Consider the following 15,651-nt stretch of genomic DNA (forward strand, 5'->3'; position numbering starts at 1 on the left):
ATATTTTATAAAAACATTTTTGTAAAATCCCATGATAGTTTAAGCATATAATATCTGCGTATCGTATCATATCGACGTTGCGTAAAGACAGAAGTCGATGCCGAACGACTAAAGCCCTTGTTTTGGTTAAGAACATCATTGATCATAAAATCCAACACCAACGATTCATTTTTCAAGAATTTCTTGCTTACACCCGGATGCAACAAAAACTGCTCAAACTTCTCATCAAAAGCTTTGGTCGCTGCCTCATAGGAGTAGATATAATTCGTGTAAACCTTAAATGTTTTGTTGAAGAAATACTCCACACTTCCGTTGGAAGCGAATACGAAACCATTGCTATTGGTATTGCGTTCCAAACTTGATTTCATCAAACGATATTGTGGACTAAAGTTCAGGTCAAAATTTAAACCTGTCTTGGTATCTCTTTTAAAATTATACGTAAAATTAAAGTTCGTCGTATTTACTTTATTCAATTGGTGATTGAACATGTTATAGTTGTCACTCATATTCACATAAAACTGTGGCGAGTTGGACAAGCCAAGTTTTTTGCTCAACTTGAAATAAACTCCAGACCATACGTTCAGCGAAGTATTTGTCTTACCATCAACATTATTCCAAGTATATGTATTGATTCCTTTTAGTGTATCGATATTCTGCGTAATCGGATTCTTTTCGGTAGAAATATTACCGCCGACATACACGTAATTCCCGGTCAACACACGGAACGAATTATAATTCAGATTCAATGAATTTCTAAAAGAAGGTTTTAGGTTTTCATTTCCCAAATAGCGATTAATCTGGTCTGAGTTGTCTAATATCGGTTGGATCTGACTCAAAGAAGGCAATTGATTTTTACCGGTATAATTCATCCATAACCCCTTAGTTTTTGTAAAGGAATAGCCTGCACTTACATTTGGATTGTAAGTAAAGTAACTTCTTGTAATCCCCATGCTTGTATAGTTATTGAACTGTTTCAATTTGTCATTATTGAAATTATTAGCCACCGTGAACTTAAATTTTTCAGTTGTATGGACTATAGCCAATTTGTACCTATTGCTGCTTCTATCAAAATCATAGTTATTACTGAAACGACGATCCAATTGCGTGTAATTTCCGGCTCCATCAATATTGAAAGACTCCACGATGGAACTACTATTACTTTGCTCAATTCCAGTTCCCACAACAAGATTCCAAATTTTGGACAAAGGTTCGGTATAGGAAATTGAAGCGCTTAGCACATCACTTGTATTGTTACGTACCTTACTTTGATCTGTAGTTGAATCTGTTTTTAAGCTATAATTTCTCAGGTCAGAATTTAAATGCCCAGTACCTTTCATTTCATTTCTTTTCCATTGACCATCAAATGTAAAAGAACGTCCCTTTTTCTTGAATTTATGGGTAAAATAGGTACTCAAGTTGAACTCGTTGATATTATTTTTCACCAATTCCCTTGTATTCTCGGCAATGGTTGTGTCTGCGTTTTGGCCAAACTGATAAGCTTCACGTTTGTTATCTGACCAAAGATTCTTTCTTGATGCTCCACCTCGTATGGTTAGGAGATTTAACGAATCTAATTTCAGGTCATATTTCAGATTCGCACGATGCTGGTCATTTTCGGAATCTATATTCTTCACCGATTTGTTATTGATCAAACCTGTTGTAATCGTCTCATCATTTCCATCACTGCTCAGTCTTCCGTATTTATAGTTAATGTTGACTGTATGTTTATCTTTATCAAATTTATCCGAGAAGTTAACGCCCGAATTTATGGCTTTAGGTACACCAATAACTCCTTGTCCAGAAAAAGGATCCGTAAAATTAGACCAGCTCATCGATCCGTCATCACCATAGGATACACCTGAATCACCACCATACTTTTGGGCATCCTGCCAGTTCATGCTCGTGGTACCATTATTACCGAAAAGCCCATAAACTGATATTTTTTGCGAACCCTTAAACTTGTTCAACATCAATTGCCCCATATAGTAGTCGTCGGTTCCACCACCAAGAAGCGCTTTTCCGAACATGCCATTTTTAGAGCCTTCTTTTAGCTTTACATTGATCGTTTGCTCACGCTGACCATCATCCACTCCTGTTCGCTCTGCCTGCTCGGATTTTTTCTCGTAAACCTGAACTTTATCCACCATATCCGATCGGATGTTGCGCGTTACCAGCGTCGGATCATCGCCAAAAAATTCCTCGCCGTCTACCAATACTTTTTTGACTGTTTTACCTTGTGCAGTAATCTTTCCAGATGCATCAACCGTGATGCCGGGCAAAGCTTTCAACAGGTCTTCAACTTTGGCATTCTTCTCAACTTTAAAACTGCCGGCGTCATATTCAGTGGTATCACCTTTAATGGTGATTGGGATACGGCCCGTAACGATGACTTCTTGTAATAATGTAGCTGTGTTTGTTAGACCAATAGCCAATTTGGAATAATCCACACCGGATTGGATCTCCGTATAAAAATCACCATACTTGGGGTAACTCACAATAAGCACATAAGATCCTGTATCGGGCTTGGCTAAGGAAAATAGACCATTTTCATCAGACCGGGTAAAGCCTGTTAATATAGAATCTTTAGCAGTCAATAGCATAACTGTTGCGTCTGATAACTTTAGTTGGTCCTTTACATCACTTATTTTTCCAGCAATCTTGGATTGACCCAAAGCCAGACCAGGAATAGCAAAAATGAAAAATAAGAGCATTTGTAAAACTCTTTTCATAAAATTGTTGGATAGTAAATTAATATCAATATAACATTAGTAGATAAAACCAATGTTTTGTTACAGTAAATTTAATTTTATTTCTAAAAAAACTAATTTTGGCCCACGCCCCCACTATTTGAACGAAATAGGAAGTCCTTTGTACAAAAACTCAGGTCCTATACCTTTACTCAAAAAAAGATTTTTTGCTAGACTTGATAATGTTTTTTCTGTTGCATATTGATCAACCGCCACAACTGCAGACAAAAGAAGCATATCAATAGGGCAAAAGATATTTGACAAGCTATCGCACTATAATTTTTAAGATCCGTGGTTATATCTGCAACTTCAATTTTGGCCATCAGATAATTATTTAACAGGATTCCGCAAACAGTCCCAAGGAGAAAAAATGTAATCGCATACTTTTTATTTGACAGGGCTTTTTCTTTATCTTTCTCAAGCGCTAAGATGCTGCCCATGATCCGTTGTTCAAAATCGTCGAATGGCATTTCTATTTTGCTCATTTGCATAACCCTTCTGAATTTTTCCTGCTGCTTATCCATAATACTCTGCTTTTTTAATTAACTGACTTAAGATGATCTGCATATTTTTACGGGCCCGGTGTAAGATCACTTTTGTATTTGCCAATGTCCAGCCCATAATTTCCTGAATTTCATCCATAGACTGTTCTTCTAAATAAAATAAACGTAATGCAACAGACTCCCGGGCGGGCAGGATAGTGAGTGCATCGTTGATCATTTCTTTTCTTTCATGCGCGATTATTTCATCCAATACAGAATCCTCATGCGATGTGTCATGGTGGGAAAGATCAAAATTGACCAGGTCCAGTTTCTTATGTCGAACGGCATTAAAAGCCACATGCACCACAATCCGGTAAAACCAGGTACTAAATTTAGATTTCCCTTTAAAGGAAGACAGCGATTGATAGCATTTTATAAATGCATCCTGAACGGCATCTTCTGCCAAATGCTCTTCCTTCACAATAGAAAGAGCGACAGAAAATGCCATATCCTTATACGTTTTTATAAAATAACGATAAGACTCCACATCACCTGACAGAACTTTTCGAATATAGATTTCATCCATTGGCGGGTTAAATATCGCGTTTTTTATCCAATCGGTTAGCAATTATCATCGCAACTCCTGCAGAAATAATCAAAATTGCTACGGCAAGTGAATCTGGCAAGTCTGTATTGATATAGTTATCCAAAATCCCGACAATGAACAGGCCTACTCCGATACCAAGGACCAAAATTCCGGGTTTTTGCCAATCCAAAGACTCCTTTTTCCTACTTTCGCTAGGTAGGTGTACTGTGGCACTTCGATAACGCATAATAAAATAAACACACAAGGTAATACACGTAAATAATCCAACGCCCAAAACGGCTGCTACTGATTGCTTTTCCATAATTATTTGAATTAGTTTTTACATTAGTCACGGCTATTCCCGAAAAGGTTACAACAAATTGAGTTAAATGTCTCGATTTGTGTAAATTTGTTTCAAACACAAACAATATGCAAAACATTAAAGAATATGTAGAAGCAAACAAGCAACGTTTTTTAGATGAGTTGTTTGATTTATTGCGTTTACCATCAGTAAGTGCCGATCCTAAATTTAAAGGAGATGTGGAAAAGACTGCTGACTTTGTTGCTCAGAAATTGCGTGAAGCCGGAGCCGACAATGTAGAAGTCTGTCCTACCGCTGGTAATCCAATCGTTTATGGAGAAAAAATTATCGATCCGGCACTTCCTACAGTGTTGACATATGGTCACTACGATGTACAACCTGCTGATCCTTACGAGCTGTGGGATACCCCTCCTTTCGAACCGACGGTCCGTGATGGCAAAATTTATGCACGTGGTTCTGCCGATGATAAAGGTCAGTTTTATATGCATGTAAAAGCCTTCGAATACATGATTAAAAATGATGCTTTAGCATGTAACATCAAATTTATGATTGAGGGTGAAGAGGAAGTAGGCTCAGTCAATTTGGGCACGTTTGTTAAAGAAAATACAGAGAGACTGAAAGCAGATGTTATCGTTATTTCTGATACCTCGATGATCAGCATGGAGCAACCTTCTTTAGAAACTGGCTTACGCGGCCTTTCTTATGTTGAAGTTGAAGTTACGGGGCCTAATAGAGATTTACACTCCGGCGTATATGGTGGAGCAGTAGCCAATCCGGCGACGATATTAGCAAAACTGATTGCATCATTACATGACGAAAACAATCATATCGCTATCCCTGGATTTTATGATGATGTTGTCGAATTGACCGCCGAAGAACGCAAAGCATTAAATGAAGCACCTTTTGACATTGAAGAATACAAAACAGACCTGGGTATCCAAAATATCTGGGGAGAAAAAGGTTTCACAACATTAGAACGCACCGGTATTCGACCAACCTTGGAGGTAAATGGTATCTGGGGTGGTTATATCGGTGAAGGCGCCAAAACAGTACTTCCATCAAAAGCGAATGCGAAAATCTCCATGCGTCTTGTACCAAACCAAAACTCTCACCGTATTACGGAGCTTTTCAAAAAACATTTTGAATCTATTGCACCAGATTATGTGAAAGTTGAAGTAAAGCCCCATCATGGTGGTGAGCCTGTCGTGACACCGACCGACAGCATTGCTTACAAAGCAGCAGAGAGAGCGCTACATGAAACATTTGGTGTTCAACCGATCCCAACTCGGGGTGGCGGATCTATTCCAATCGTTGCTCTTTTTGAGGAAGTATTGGGTTTAAAAACAGTACTTCTAGGCTTCGGTTTGGATAGTGACAACCTGCATTCGCCAAATGAAAAATATGGTATTGAGAATTACCTAATGGGAATTTCAACAATACCTTTATTTCATAAATATTACGCGGAACTAAGCAAATAATTTAGTTTTTCATTAGATAAAGGGTTATTTTTAAATTTTAGAAATAACCCTTTATCGTTTTATGGATTTTGACTTCCGCTTAATTGTATTTTACACTGCTGCTCAGCACCTTAACTTCACCAAAACGGCCGCTGCCCTTTTTATCTCGCAACCAGCAGTAAGCAAAAACATCCAAGAACTAGAAAAGAAACTTGGCGTACCACTCTTCGAAAGAAAGGGTAACAATCTTAATTTAACCGATTCAGGTCAAATTCTTTATAAATATGCCCAACAGATTATCAATCTATACAATCAGGCGGGCCAAGAAATACAGGAATTGCAAGAAGGACGAAAAGGAAATCTGGTGTTGGGAGCCAGCACAACCATCTCCCAATATGTTTTACCCGCTCTACTTGCTGATTTTCTATCCCAATACCCCAACAACCGTATTCAGTCTTTTCAATCCAATAGCCGCAGTATTGAGGAACAGCTTATTGATAAAACATTGGATTTAGGTATCACGGAGGGGTCTACCGACAACCGGGCCCTGAAATACATTCCTTTTATGAAGGATGAACTGGTTCTTGTCACAAATAGCCAAAACCCACTATTAGATCAATTAAAAAATCCAGTATTATCCGATATCACACGCTTACCTTTGGTACTACGCGAGCAGGGCTCGGGTACACGAACAATTATTGAGAACGCACTAAAAGATAACCGCATCAATCTATCCGAAGTACAGATAGAAATGATCTTACCTTCAACAGAGAGTATCAAAGGCTACCTTGCACGTCGCAACAGCTTTGCTTTTTTGTCAATTCATACCGTGCAAAAAGAAGTGTTAAATAATTTATTGACCATTGTCGATATTCCACAATTGACAATAGAACGTTACTTCTATTTTACCCATTTATATGGAGGACTTGCCGGTACGCCCAACCAGTTTCTGCAATTCTGTCTACGGCAAAACTTCAAGTTATAACCAAATGTTATGTCTCATAAACAAACTTCGTTTTAATTCCAGGTTGGAGCCGCATAGATTTGTACAAATGAATTAGCGGAATGGATTATAAAAAACTTACAAATTACTTAAAGGCACTCAGCTGGATCATCGTCGCATTTGTCATTACTTGTACAACTTTATGTGTGTTTCCACTCAAACATGAGAATCGGAAAAACCGAGCAGATGCTATTGATATACACAACGACTCCCTTATTACACACGTTTCCCAATTTAAGGAAATCTCCTTCAAAGATAGTCCCGAAGGTGAAATGGCCAGTTATGGTGAAAAGCTAATTAAAAACACATACGATTATTTTTATGATGGTGAAGTCAAGATTGGAAACAAGCTGGCCTGTAGCAGCTGCCATCTTAATGGCGGCACAAAGGCTTTTGCTGCTCCTTACGTCGGGCTCACCAATGTCTTTCCAACCTATATTGGACGAGAAAATAAGATTGAATCACTTGAAGAGCGAATCAATGGTTGTTTTGAGCGGAGTATGAATGGTCGAGCTATTCCCGAAAACAGCAAGGAAATGAGGGCTATTGTCACCTATATCAAGAACATCAGCGTGAATACAGTTAATAAAGGTCGGTTGGCAGGCCAAGGATTTATAAAAATGGATATTCCCAACCGTGCGGCGGACCTGAAACATGGTCAAGTGGTCTTTGAGAACAAATGTGCCAGTTGTCATGGACGAGATGGACAGGGGCTGCCTCAAACAGCTGGCAAAGGATATCAATATCCACCCTTATGGGGTAAAGACAGCTACAATGATGGCGCGGGGATGGCACGATTGCTTACCGCGGCCCGTTTTATCAAAGCGAATATGCCTTTAGGCGCAACTTATGATGCACCTCAGTTGAAAGACGACGAAGCCTATGATGTGGCGGCGTATATCAATTCTTTCGATAGACCTCAAAAAACAGATAAGCAATTGGACTATCCTAATCTAAGCAAAAAGCCCAAAGATAGCCCCTATCCACCTTATGCCGATAACATTAGTATAGAACAACATAAACTCGGACCTTTTAATTTTTAAACATACATATCCCTTTAAATCAATAATAAATATGAAAAAACAATTTACAATCGCTTGTATTTTATTAGCGATAATGACTATTCAAGCGAAAGCACAGGACAATAAATTGTTGCTCGATAACCATCAATACAGCGGTGCCGTTGCGAAGAAAAAAGCGTATAAAGCTATCTATCAACTGGACAGCAATGATCCAAAAACAATTGAAAAAGCAATTCGCAATATTAACAATGTCTTGAAGGACCCGCGATTAAAAGGACGTTTACAAATTGAACTGGTTGCATTTTCTGGCGGTACCGAAGCCTACCTAAAAAAGAACAGCCAATACGAGAAACCCTTGAAAGATCTCGTCGAGAAAGGCATTATCGTAGCGCAATGCCTGAATACGTTGGAAGAGAAACATATTGCCAAAGAAGAGCTATTTGATTTTATAGGTTATGTTCCTAGCGGAAATGGTGAATTAATCTTACGCGCAAATGAAGGTTGGGTTATCGTTAAACCATAGTATAATGAGAAATTTTCTACTGCTTGGTCTAACAATAGCATTATTGGGTGTCCAGGAAATTAAGGCACAAGAACATCGTTTTGATCCGCCCTGGAATACTCCACCAGAATCGGCGCTAAATTTTACGGTACCTGGGATAGACAATATTCCAGATTTATATGGTGATATCGAGAATCCGCAGCTTACCGTTTTTTTCGCTGGCAATCAATTTATGGTCGTCGATGATCTACTCGCATCATTCAAACAAGAATACCCACAATACGAACGTATTTTTGTTGAAACACTGCCACCAGGCATTTTAGCCAAGCAGATTAAAGGCGGTTCAATTACGATAGGCAATCTACGCATTACGCATAAACCCGATATTTACACGGCGAGTAAACGGGCGATCAACGAAATGGCAGATTATTTTAGCCATACGCAGGTGTATTGCTATAACAATATCTGTTTGATGGTTCCAAAAGGAAATCCCGCTAATATCAGCATATTGAATGATCTAGGGAATGACAAAGTTCGTATCAGCATGCCTAATCCCCAATGGGAAGGAATTGGGGAGCAGATCAAAGCATCCTATAGAAAAGCCGGGGGCGAACAACTCGTCAAAAAAATCATGGAAGATAAGGTCAATGACGGCAGCACTTATCTGACTAAGATCCACCATCGCGAAAGCCCCATGCGTGTATTGTATGGACAGGCTGATGCGGCTCCAGTTTGGGCTTCTGAAGTCGTTTATCAAAAACTAATTGGCCATCCTGTCGAAGGGATTACCATTCCTGATGCGCAAAATACAACCGCAACTTACGTTGCTGCAAAGCTTAAAAACGCACCGCATACGCAGGCTGCAGATGACTTTTTAAAATTCATGGACTCGCCAACAGCCAAGCGGATTTACAAGAAGTATGGTTTTACAGTAGACTAAAAAAGAAAATGGATAATTAATTATCCATTTTCTTTTTTTACTTTAGGTCAAAATTAGTTGACTTGTATGATCCTATTGCTCAAAAAACTCCATCGGTATTGGTATTTTATCAGCGTTCTACTTGTTTTTCTTCTGTTTTTCCCTTATATCTATTTTTTAGCACGACGTCCCGAAAAAAATTATGCTCGGATTGCCCGTATGCGACGCTGGGTATCAGTTGGTGGTTCGGCCTTAGCTGGTGTATTTTTTAAGGTGAGCTATGAATCAAAAATAGATTGGAACCGTTCCATGGTATTGTGTCCCAATCATACTTCGGTCTTGGATATAACAGCCCTCACCTACTTGTGCCCCGCTCCTTTTTCATTTATTGGAAAAGCTTCCCTGCTTAAAAACCCGGTTACACGCATTTTTTTCAAAACAATAGATATCCCGGTCACAAGAAGAAGTAAAGTATCTTCTTTCAAGGCTTTTCAACGTGCCAATGAACTCGTCCGAAGCGGAAGAAGTGTGGTTATCTTCCCAGAAGGAAAAATCGACGATGGTTTCCCCCCACAGATTCACGCATTTAAATCCGGAGCCTTTCGAATTGCTATTCAGAATGACGTTCCCACAGTACCCATTATTATTGAAAATGCCTGGGATATCTTTTTCGATGACGGCTCGAAAAGAGGATCTCGGCCGGGAATAGTTAAAATACATGTATTCAAGCCGATAGAGACTAAAGATTTTAACGATGATAATGCATCGGAACTAGAAAAAGTTGTATATGACAAAATGCATTCCTATTGGATTATGAAGAATAAATCGTATTTTCATAACCTAGAGAACCTCCAAAAAATATGTCAGGAAAGATCTTAATCGAAATCAAGGATATTGCCAGAGAGTACCAAATTGGTGCAGAAACAATTCATGCCTTAAGCTCCGTTACACTCAACATCAATAAAGGAGAATTTGTTGCCTTAATGGGGCCTTCAGGATCAGGCAAGTCCACGTTAATGAACATTCTCGGTTGTTTGGATACCCCTAGCCGGGGAGAATATATCCTCAACGGGATTAATGTGAGTGACATGACTGACGATGAACTCGCCGAAGTAAGAAACAAAGAAATTGGTTTTGTCTTTCAAACGTTTAACCTATTACCAAAGAATACAGCACTTGAAAATGTTGCACTTCCCCTAATTTATGCGGGCTATAATAAAGTTAAACGTGAGGAAAAAGCTACTGCAGCATTGGAAAGTGTCGGCTTAGGACATCGTATGGATCATAGGCCGAACGAGCTCTCAGGAGGACAACGACAACGTGTGGCTGTTGCAAGAGCGTTGATCAACGATCCATCCATTATACTTGCCGATGAGCCAACAGGAAACCTTGATACCAAAACGTCTATTGAAATTATGGGTCTACTGGAAGAAATTCACTCCAAGGGCAATACCATTATCCTAGTGACTCATGAAGAGGATATCGCATTACATGCACACCGTATTGTACGCATGCGAGATGGCTTGATCGAAAATGATTATCCAAATCCTGATATTAAATCCGTGTCCCCAAGACTTAATGCGTTAAACGAAAAGGGAAGTGATTTTGAGAATATCTAAAAATATTATAACGTTAAAAATCAACTACTTACATTAAAACCACAAAAATAACACGTGATTTACTTGCTTAAGTTAAATTAAATCATAGTTTTGCGAAAATAGAGAACTTAAATTGTTTTTATATGTATTGGACATTAGAATTAGCTTCGCATCTAGAAGATGCACCATGGCCAGCAACAAAAGATGAATTAATCGATTACGCTATTCGTTCGGGTGCACCTGTTGAGGTGATTGAAAACTTACAATCTCTTGAGGACGATGGTGAGCCATATGAAAATATCGAAGAAATTTGGCCCGACTATCCAACAAAAGACGATTTCTTCTTCAATGAAGATGAATACTAAAAAATAAAAAACGCCTTTTTAATAAAGGCGTTTTTTATTGAAAACATCCCCCTCTTTTCGGAGACACCTCAGTATGGTGTATACCGATTAGCTCCCGAGTTTTTTTATTCCCTAGTTTTAATCCATTTAGATGAAGCTAAGTCTTACAGATATGAAGATAAAATTAAAGCTGTTGTTGTTTCTATTGATTAGCTGTATGGTCAGCCAAAGCTTATTTGCTCAGGAACAACAAACATCCAATGAATATATTGTTGTTTTAAAAAGGTTTGTCCAACGTTTACATGATCCTAGTCTAGCTACTGATATTATACTAAGTCAAGATCTAATCACATCAAAAAAACTAAACGAAGACCTGCAAGAATACTTATTGGCAAGCATCGATGAAATCAGGATAAATGTACAGAGCAAGAATATCAACCAACTGGAATATCTTAGCTTTGCTCAAGCGGGAAGAAAAGAAACAAGTGATATCGATCTCGAAGGTATTGATCCACAACAAGTCTACTTTGTCAAATACCTCAAGCGTTTTGTATTTGCTGCCGTTATTCGTGATAGAAAAATAGCTTCTTTTACATTAGTCTCTAAAGGTAACAATAAGGTTCATTTTGTATTCTATTAATTTTCATCTTGTTTTCATCGCCCCCATTTTATCAGATACCTGCTCTTATAACCCTTAAATATCACGCTCAGGCTTACATAAACGCGCGCTTATCAGGTTTTATTTTACAGCATATTTGTGAGCAATATTAAGCCAATGATGCTTTCTTAAAAATTTTTCAATAAAAACACTTGCATTTTATAATTCTATCAACCATATTTGTATTAATAAAAACAACAATGATAACAACTGTCTCAAATAAAGCTTGGTGGTGGCACAACGAATAACGTTGTGGCAAATTCCTATTGCATTATTTGATTAATACGTCAAGATATGATGGGCTTGCCTAAATAAGGTAAGCCCTTTTTTTATTTAAATTACCATGAAAGAAATTTTAGCGCATTTATTTGAATACAAGACATTTTCTCGGCAAGAGGCCTACGAGATTCTAACCAACATTGCCATGGGCAAATATGACAGCCACCAAATTGCGGCATTTATGACCGCTTATGGTATGCGCAGCATTCGCGTTGAAGAGCTTGGAGGGTTTAGGGATGCGATGTATGATTTATGTCTCAAACTGGATTTTGATGGTTATGATTTAATTGACCTTTGCGGTACAGGTGGGGATGGTAAAAATACCTTTAATATCTCGACAATAGCATCTTTTATCACAGCTGGGGCTGGTTACCATGTCGCAAAACACGGTAATATCGGGGTATCTTCGAGCTGTGGTTCTTCCAATGTCATGGAATATTTAGGCTATCAATTCAGCAACGATAAGGCTGAACTACAACGCCAGCTTGATGAAGCCAACATCTGTTTTCTCCATGCACCATTGTTTCACCCTGCAATGAAAACTGTTGCCCCGATACGTCGTGCATTGGGTGTTAAGACTTTCTTTAACATGTTAGGGCCATTGACAAATCCTTCCAATCCTAGATTTCAGTCTGTTGGTGTATTTAGTTTAGAATTGGCAAGACTGTATGGTTATTTATACCAAAACACCAACAAACAATATTCCATTATTCATGCTTTGGACGGTTATGACGAGATATCCATGACCGGTGATTTTAAGTTAATCAACAACCAAGGGGAAAATTACTACAACATGGAAGAGCTTGGTTTCACCCCAGTCTCAGCCCAGGAGCTGACAGGAGGTGAAACGATAGCGGATGCCGCCCACACATTCTTATCGATATTGAACAATCAGGGTACAGATGTGCAGAACAATGTTGTTTTGACCAATGCCGCATTTGCGATCAAGACCTTTAACCCCGAAAAATCTTTTGGCGACTGTTTTTATGAAGCAGAAGGTTCATTGATGGGAGGTAAAGCTTTACGAAGTTTCCAAAAACTAATCAAAAAATAAAATGACGGTCAAAGTAAAAGTTTGTGGTATGAAATATCCCGACAATATAACCGCTGTAGCTTCCTTGGGCATCGATTATATGGGATTTATATTTTATGATCAATCCAAACGTTATGTTGGTCAAAGCTCCTCCGCATACATTAAGGAACTTGACGGCCTAAGCAAAGTCGGCGTTTTCGTCAATGCTAGCCTCTCAGCAATTCTAGATAAAATAACTGAATTCCAACTAAATGTAATTCAATTGCATGGCGATGAATCTGTCGAATTCTGTCTTGAATTGAAAGAAAAATCAGGGGTTATCATCTTGAAAGCCTTCGGAGTTGATCAAAACTTTGACTGGATACAGCTGGATCCTTACGCTAAAGTTGTGGACTACTTTTTATTTGATACCAAAAGTAGTTCCTATGGTGGTACAGGAGTACAATTTGACTGGTCCCTATTGGACCAATACAAACTTACTACCCCCTATTTTCTCAGCGGTGGTTTAGATCCCGAAAATATCAAAACAGCGCTAGAAAGAAATGATCCACGACTATATGCCCTGGATTTAAATTCAAAATTTGAAGTAGAACCCGGCTTAAAAGATATTGCGCTATTAAGCCACAGTATAAATACAATTAAAAAATGAGTATATATCAAGTCAATGAAAAAGGATATTATGGTCCCTTTGGAGGAGCCTATATCCCTGAGATGCTCTATCCAAATGTGAAAGAGCTACGTGAAGAATATCTCAAAATTATCGAAGAAGAGAGCTTTCAGGAGGAATTTAACCAACTGCTCAGCGATTATGTCGGACGTCCTTCTCCATTATATCATGCCAAGCGTCTATCTGAAAAATATGGAACTACGATTTACTTAAAACGGGAGGATCTTAACCATACCGGAGCGCATAAAATCAACAATACCATTGGCCAAATTCTATTAGCGGAACGCCTGGGCAAAAAGCGCATCATTGCGGAGACAGGCGCAGGACAGCATGGCGTAGCCACAGCGACCGTCTGTGCGCTCAAAGGTATACAATGTGCAGTGTACATGGGAGAAGTTGATATTCAACGTCAGGCTCCAAATGTAGCACGGATGAAAATGATGGGTGCCGAAGTTATTCCGGCAACATCAGGGTCCAAAACGCTAAAGGATGCTACCAATGAAGCTTTGCGAGATTGGATCAACAATCCTGTCGACACCCATTATATCATTGGATCTGTTGTGGGACCACACCCTTATCCCGATATGGTTGCTCGCTTTCAGTCGATTATTTCTGCCGAAACGAAAAAACAGCTCTTGACAAAAACAGGAAGAGAAAATCCAGATATTGTATTGGCCTGTGTCGGTGGAGGCTCCAATGCGGCAGGTATGTTCTATCATTACCTCGATGAAGAATCGGTTCAATTGTATGCCGTAGAGGCCGCTGGCCACGGTGTTGATTCAGGCGAATCCGCTGCTACAACAGCATTAGGAAAAGAGGGAGTTTTACATGGAAGCCGATCTATACTGATGCAAACAGCGGATGGCCAGGTCATTGAACCTTACTCCATATCAGCAGGACTCGATTACCCCGGTATTGGCCCTCAACACGCTTGGTTATTCAAATCTGGCAGAGGTAACTATGTCAGTGTGACTGACGACGAAGCGATGCAGGCCGGTCTTGAGCTTACGCGACTAGAAGGTATCATACCAGCTATTGAAAGTTCTCATGCCCTGGCTTATTTGGAAAAAATACCTTTTAAAGGTGATGAGACTGTTGTTGTCTGTCTTTCTGGACGTGGTGACAAGGATCTAGATAATTATATGAAATACTTTGATTTTTAAGGCATGAATACAATTGAAAAAAAAGAAGGTACTCCCCTTTTATCGATATATTTTACAGCTGGATATCCAACATTGGACAGCACAATAAGTATTGCCAAGAAATTGGAAGAAGCTGGCGCGGATTTTTTGGAAATCGGGTTTCCTTATTCCGACCCAGTGGCGGATGGACCTGTCATTCAGCACAGTTCAGAAGTTTCTTTGACGAATGGCATGACCGTAGAAAAATTGTTTGATCAATTGATTGACCTCCGTAAACATGTCAGCATCCCCGTATTTTTGATGGGCTACTTTAATCCTGTGCTCCAATTTGGTGTTGAAAGATTCTGTGAAGCATGTAAAAATGTAGGTGTGAATGGTGTTATTATACCTGACCTACCTATGGATGAATACGAAGAACTTTACAAAGAGACGTTCGAGAAAAATGGGATTGCAAATATATTCATTGTAACACCACAGACTTCTGAAGAACGAATCAGAAAAATAGACAGCCTTTCTAGGAGCTTTATTTATTTACTTTCTTCCAATGCAACGACGGGTAAAACACTTGATGTTGGAGACGATACAGCTGCTTACTTCAAGCGGATACATGATCTCCAATTAAAAAACCCATTGATCGTTGGTTTCGGTATCTCCGATAAACCTACCTTTCAAAAAGCAAGTAAACATACGGCCGGTGCCATTATAGGTACAGCATTTGTCAAACGGCTAAAAGAACCGGATTATCTTACACAGATTCCAGCATTTATCGCGTCTATCAAAGCTTAATATGTAGGCTAGAAATTAGCAAAGCGTTAATTTTTTAATAAGAGTTCGGTCTAAAGTCTTTTTTCTTGGATCGAACTCTTATTTTTAAGACAGTTTTCGAAAAT

Annotated in this window: 17 protein-coding genes; 13 read left to right on the plus strand and 4 right to left on the minus strand. The window is 39.0% G+C overall.

The window, feature by feature from the left end; all coding sequences use genetic code 11:
• Positions 1–5: 5 nt before the first annotated feature.
• From AACH28_RS11790 to AACH28_RS11805, 4 genes are all read right to left on the minus strand, one after another.
• On the minus strand, positions 6–2,729 hold the full coding sequence (locus AACH28_RS11790) for an outer membrane beta-barrel protein (RefSeq protein WP_341833021.1): 2,724 nt from the start codon (positions 2,727–2,729) through the stop codon (positions 6–8).
• Positions 2,730–2,917: 188 nt separating this feature from the next.
• The gene (locus AACH28_RS11795) at positions 2,918–3,271 is read right to left on the minus strand and encodes a hypothetical protein (protein ID WP_070562294.1); all 354 of its coding nucleotides are present in this window, start codon (positions 3,269–3,271) and stop codon (positions 2,918–2,920) included.
• Entirely contained in the window at positions 3,264–3,815 is a 552-nt protein-coding gene (locus AACH28_RS11800; RefSeq protein WP_070562291.1) for an RNA polymerase sigma factor, read from the minus strand. Before AACH28_RS11800 ends, AACH28_RS11795 begins: the two co-directional genes overlap by 8 nt.
• A 7-nt stretch (positions 3,816–3,822) precedes the next feature.
• On the minus strand, positions 3,823–4,137 hold the full coding sequence (locus AACH28_RS11805; RefSeq protein ID WP_139144912.1) for a hypothetical protein: 315 nt from the start codon (positions 4,135–4,137) through the stop codon (positions 3,823–3,825).
• Between the two features lie 107 nt (positions 4,138–4,244).
• Between AACH28_RS11805 and AACH28_RS11810 the strand changes: the two genes are divergently transcribed.
• From AACH28_RS11810 to trpA, 13 genes are all read left to right on the plus strand, one after another.
• Positions 4,245–5,615, plus strand: coding sequence for a dipeptidase (locus AACH28_RS11810; RefSeq protein ID WP_112373775.1), 1,371 nt, complete (start codon positions 4,245–4,247; stop codon positions 5,613–5,615).
• Positions 5,616–5,676: 61 nt separating this feature from the next.
• The gene (locus AACH28_RS11815; RefSeq protein WP_070562282.1) at positions 5,677–6,579 is read left to right on the plus strand and encodes a LysR family transcriptional regulator; all 903 of its coding nucleotides are present in this window, start codon (positions 5,677–5,679) and stop codon (positions 6,577–6,579) included.
• A gap of 80 nt (positions 6,580–6,659) precedes the next feature.
• Positions 6,660–7,640 carry a c-type cytochrome gene (locus tag AACH28_RS11820; protein ID WP_341833022.1) on the plus strand — a complete coding sequence of 327 codons (981 nt, stop codon included), beginning with the start codon at positions 6,660–6,662 and terminating at the stop codon, positions 7,638–7,640.
• Positions 7,641–7,671: 31 nt separating this feature from the next.
• Entirely contained in the window at positions 7,672–8,142 is a 471-nt protein-coding gene (locus AACH28_RS11825; RefSeq protein ID WP_286710146.1) for a DsrE family protein, read from the plus strand.
• A gap of 4 nt (positions 8,143–8,146) precedes the next feature.
• Positions 8,147–9,061: a substrate-binding domain-containing protein gene (locus AACH28_RS11830; RefSeq protein ID WP_341833023.1), complete on the plus strand. Its 915-nt coding sequence runs from the start codon at positions 8,147–8,149 to the stop codon at positions 9,059–9,061.
• A gap of 66 nt (positions 9,062–9,127) precedes the next feature.
• Positions 9,128–9,919 carry a 1-acyl-sn-glycerol-3-phosphate acyltransferase gene (locus tag AACH28_RS11835; RefSeq protein WP_286710145.1) on the plus strand — a complete coding sequence of 264 codons (792 nt, stop codon included), beginning with the start codon at positions 9,128–9,130 and terminating at the stop codon, positions 9,917–9,919.
• Positions 9,901–10,659, plus strand: coding sequence for an ABC transporter ATP-binding protein (locus AACH28_RS11840; protein WP_112373780.1), 759 nt, complete (start codon positions 9,901–9,903; stop codon positions 10,657–10,659). Before AACH28_RS11835 ends, AACH28_RS11840 begins: the two co-directional genes overlap by 19 nt.
• A 122-nt stretch (positions 10,660–10,781) precedes the next feature.
• Positions 10,782–11,003 (plus strand): DUF2795 domain-containing protein, encoded by a 222-nt coding sequence (locus tag AACH28_RS11845; protein WP_028072584.1) that lies wholly within the window; start codon positions 10,782–10,784, stop codon positions 11,001–11,003.
• 151 nt (positions 11,004–11,154) lie between these two features.
• A complete protein-coding gene (locus AACH28_RS11850; RefSeq protein ID WP_312482048.1) occupies positions 11,155–11,622 on the plus strand; it encodes a hypothetical protein in 468 nt (155 codons plus the stop codon).
• Between the two features lie 361 nt (positions 11,623–11,983).
• A complete protein-coding gene (gene trpD / locus AACH28_RS11855; protein ID WP_070562080.1) occupies positions 11,984–12,973 on the plus strand; it encodes an anthranilate phosphoribosyltransferase in 990 nt (329 codons plus the stop codon).
• A 28-nt stretch (positions 12,974–13,001) separates the two neighbouring features.
• Complete coding sequence (locus AACH28_RS11860; RefSeq protein WP_376745392.1) at positions 13,002–13,601, plus strand: phosphoribosylanthranilate isomerase; 600 nt, start codon at positions 13,002–13,004, stop codon at positions 13,599–13,601.
• Complete coding sequence (gene trpB / locus AACH28_RS11865; protein WP_286710142.1) at positions 13,598–14,782, plus strand: tryptophan synthase subunit beta; 1,185 nt, start codon at positions 13,598–13,600, stop codon at positions 14,780–14,782. Before AACH28_RS11860 ends, trpB begins: the two co-directional genes overlap by 4 nt.
• A 3-nt stretch (positions 14,783–14,785) precedes the next feature.
• Positions 14,786–15,547, plus strand: a complete 762-nt coding sequence (gene trpA, locus AACH28_RS11870) for a tryptophan synthase subunit alpha (RefSeq protein ID WP_341833024.1) — start codon at positions 14,786–14,788, stop codon at positions 15,545–15,547.
• Positions 15,548–15,651 lie beyond the last annotated feature (104 nt).

It is taken from the genome of Sphingobacterium thalpophilum, assembly GCF_038396785.1.
Classification (GTDB): Bacteria; Bacteroidota; Bacteroidia; order Sphingobacteriales; family Sphingobacteriaceae; genus Sphingobacterium; species Sphingobacterium thalpophilum_A.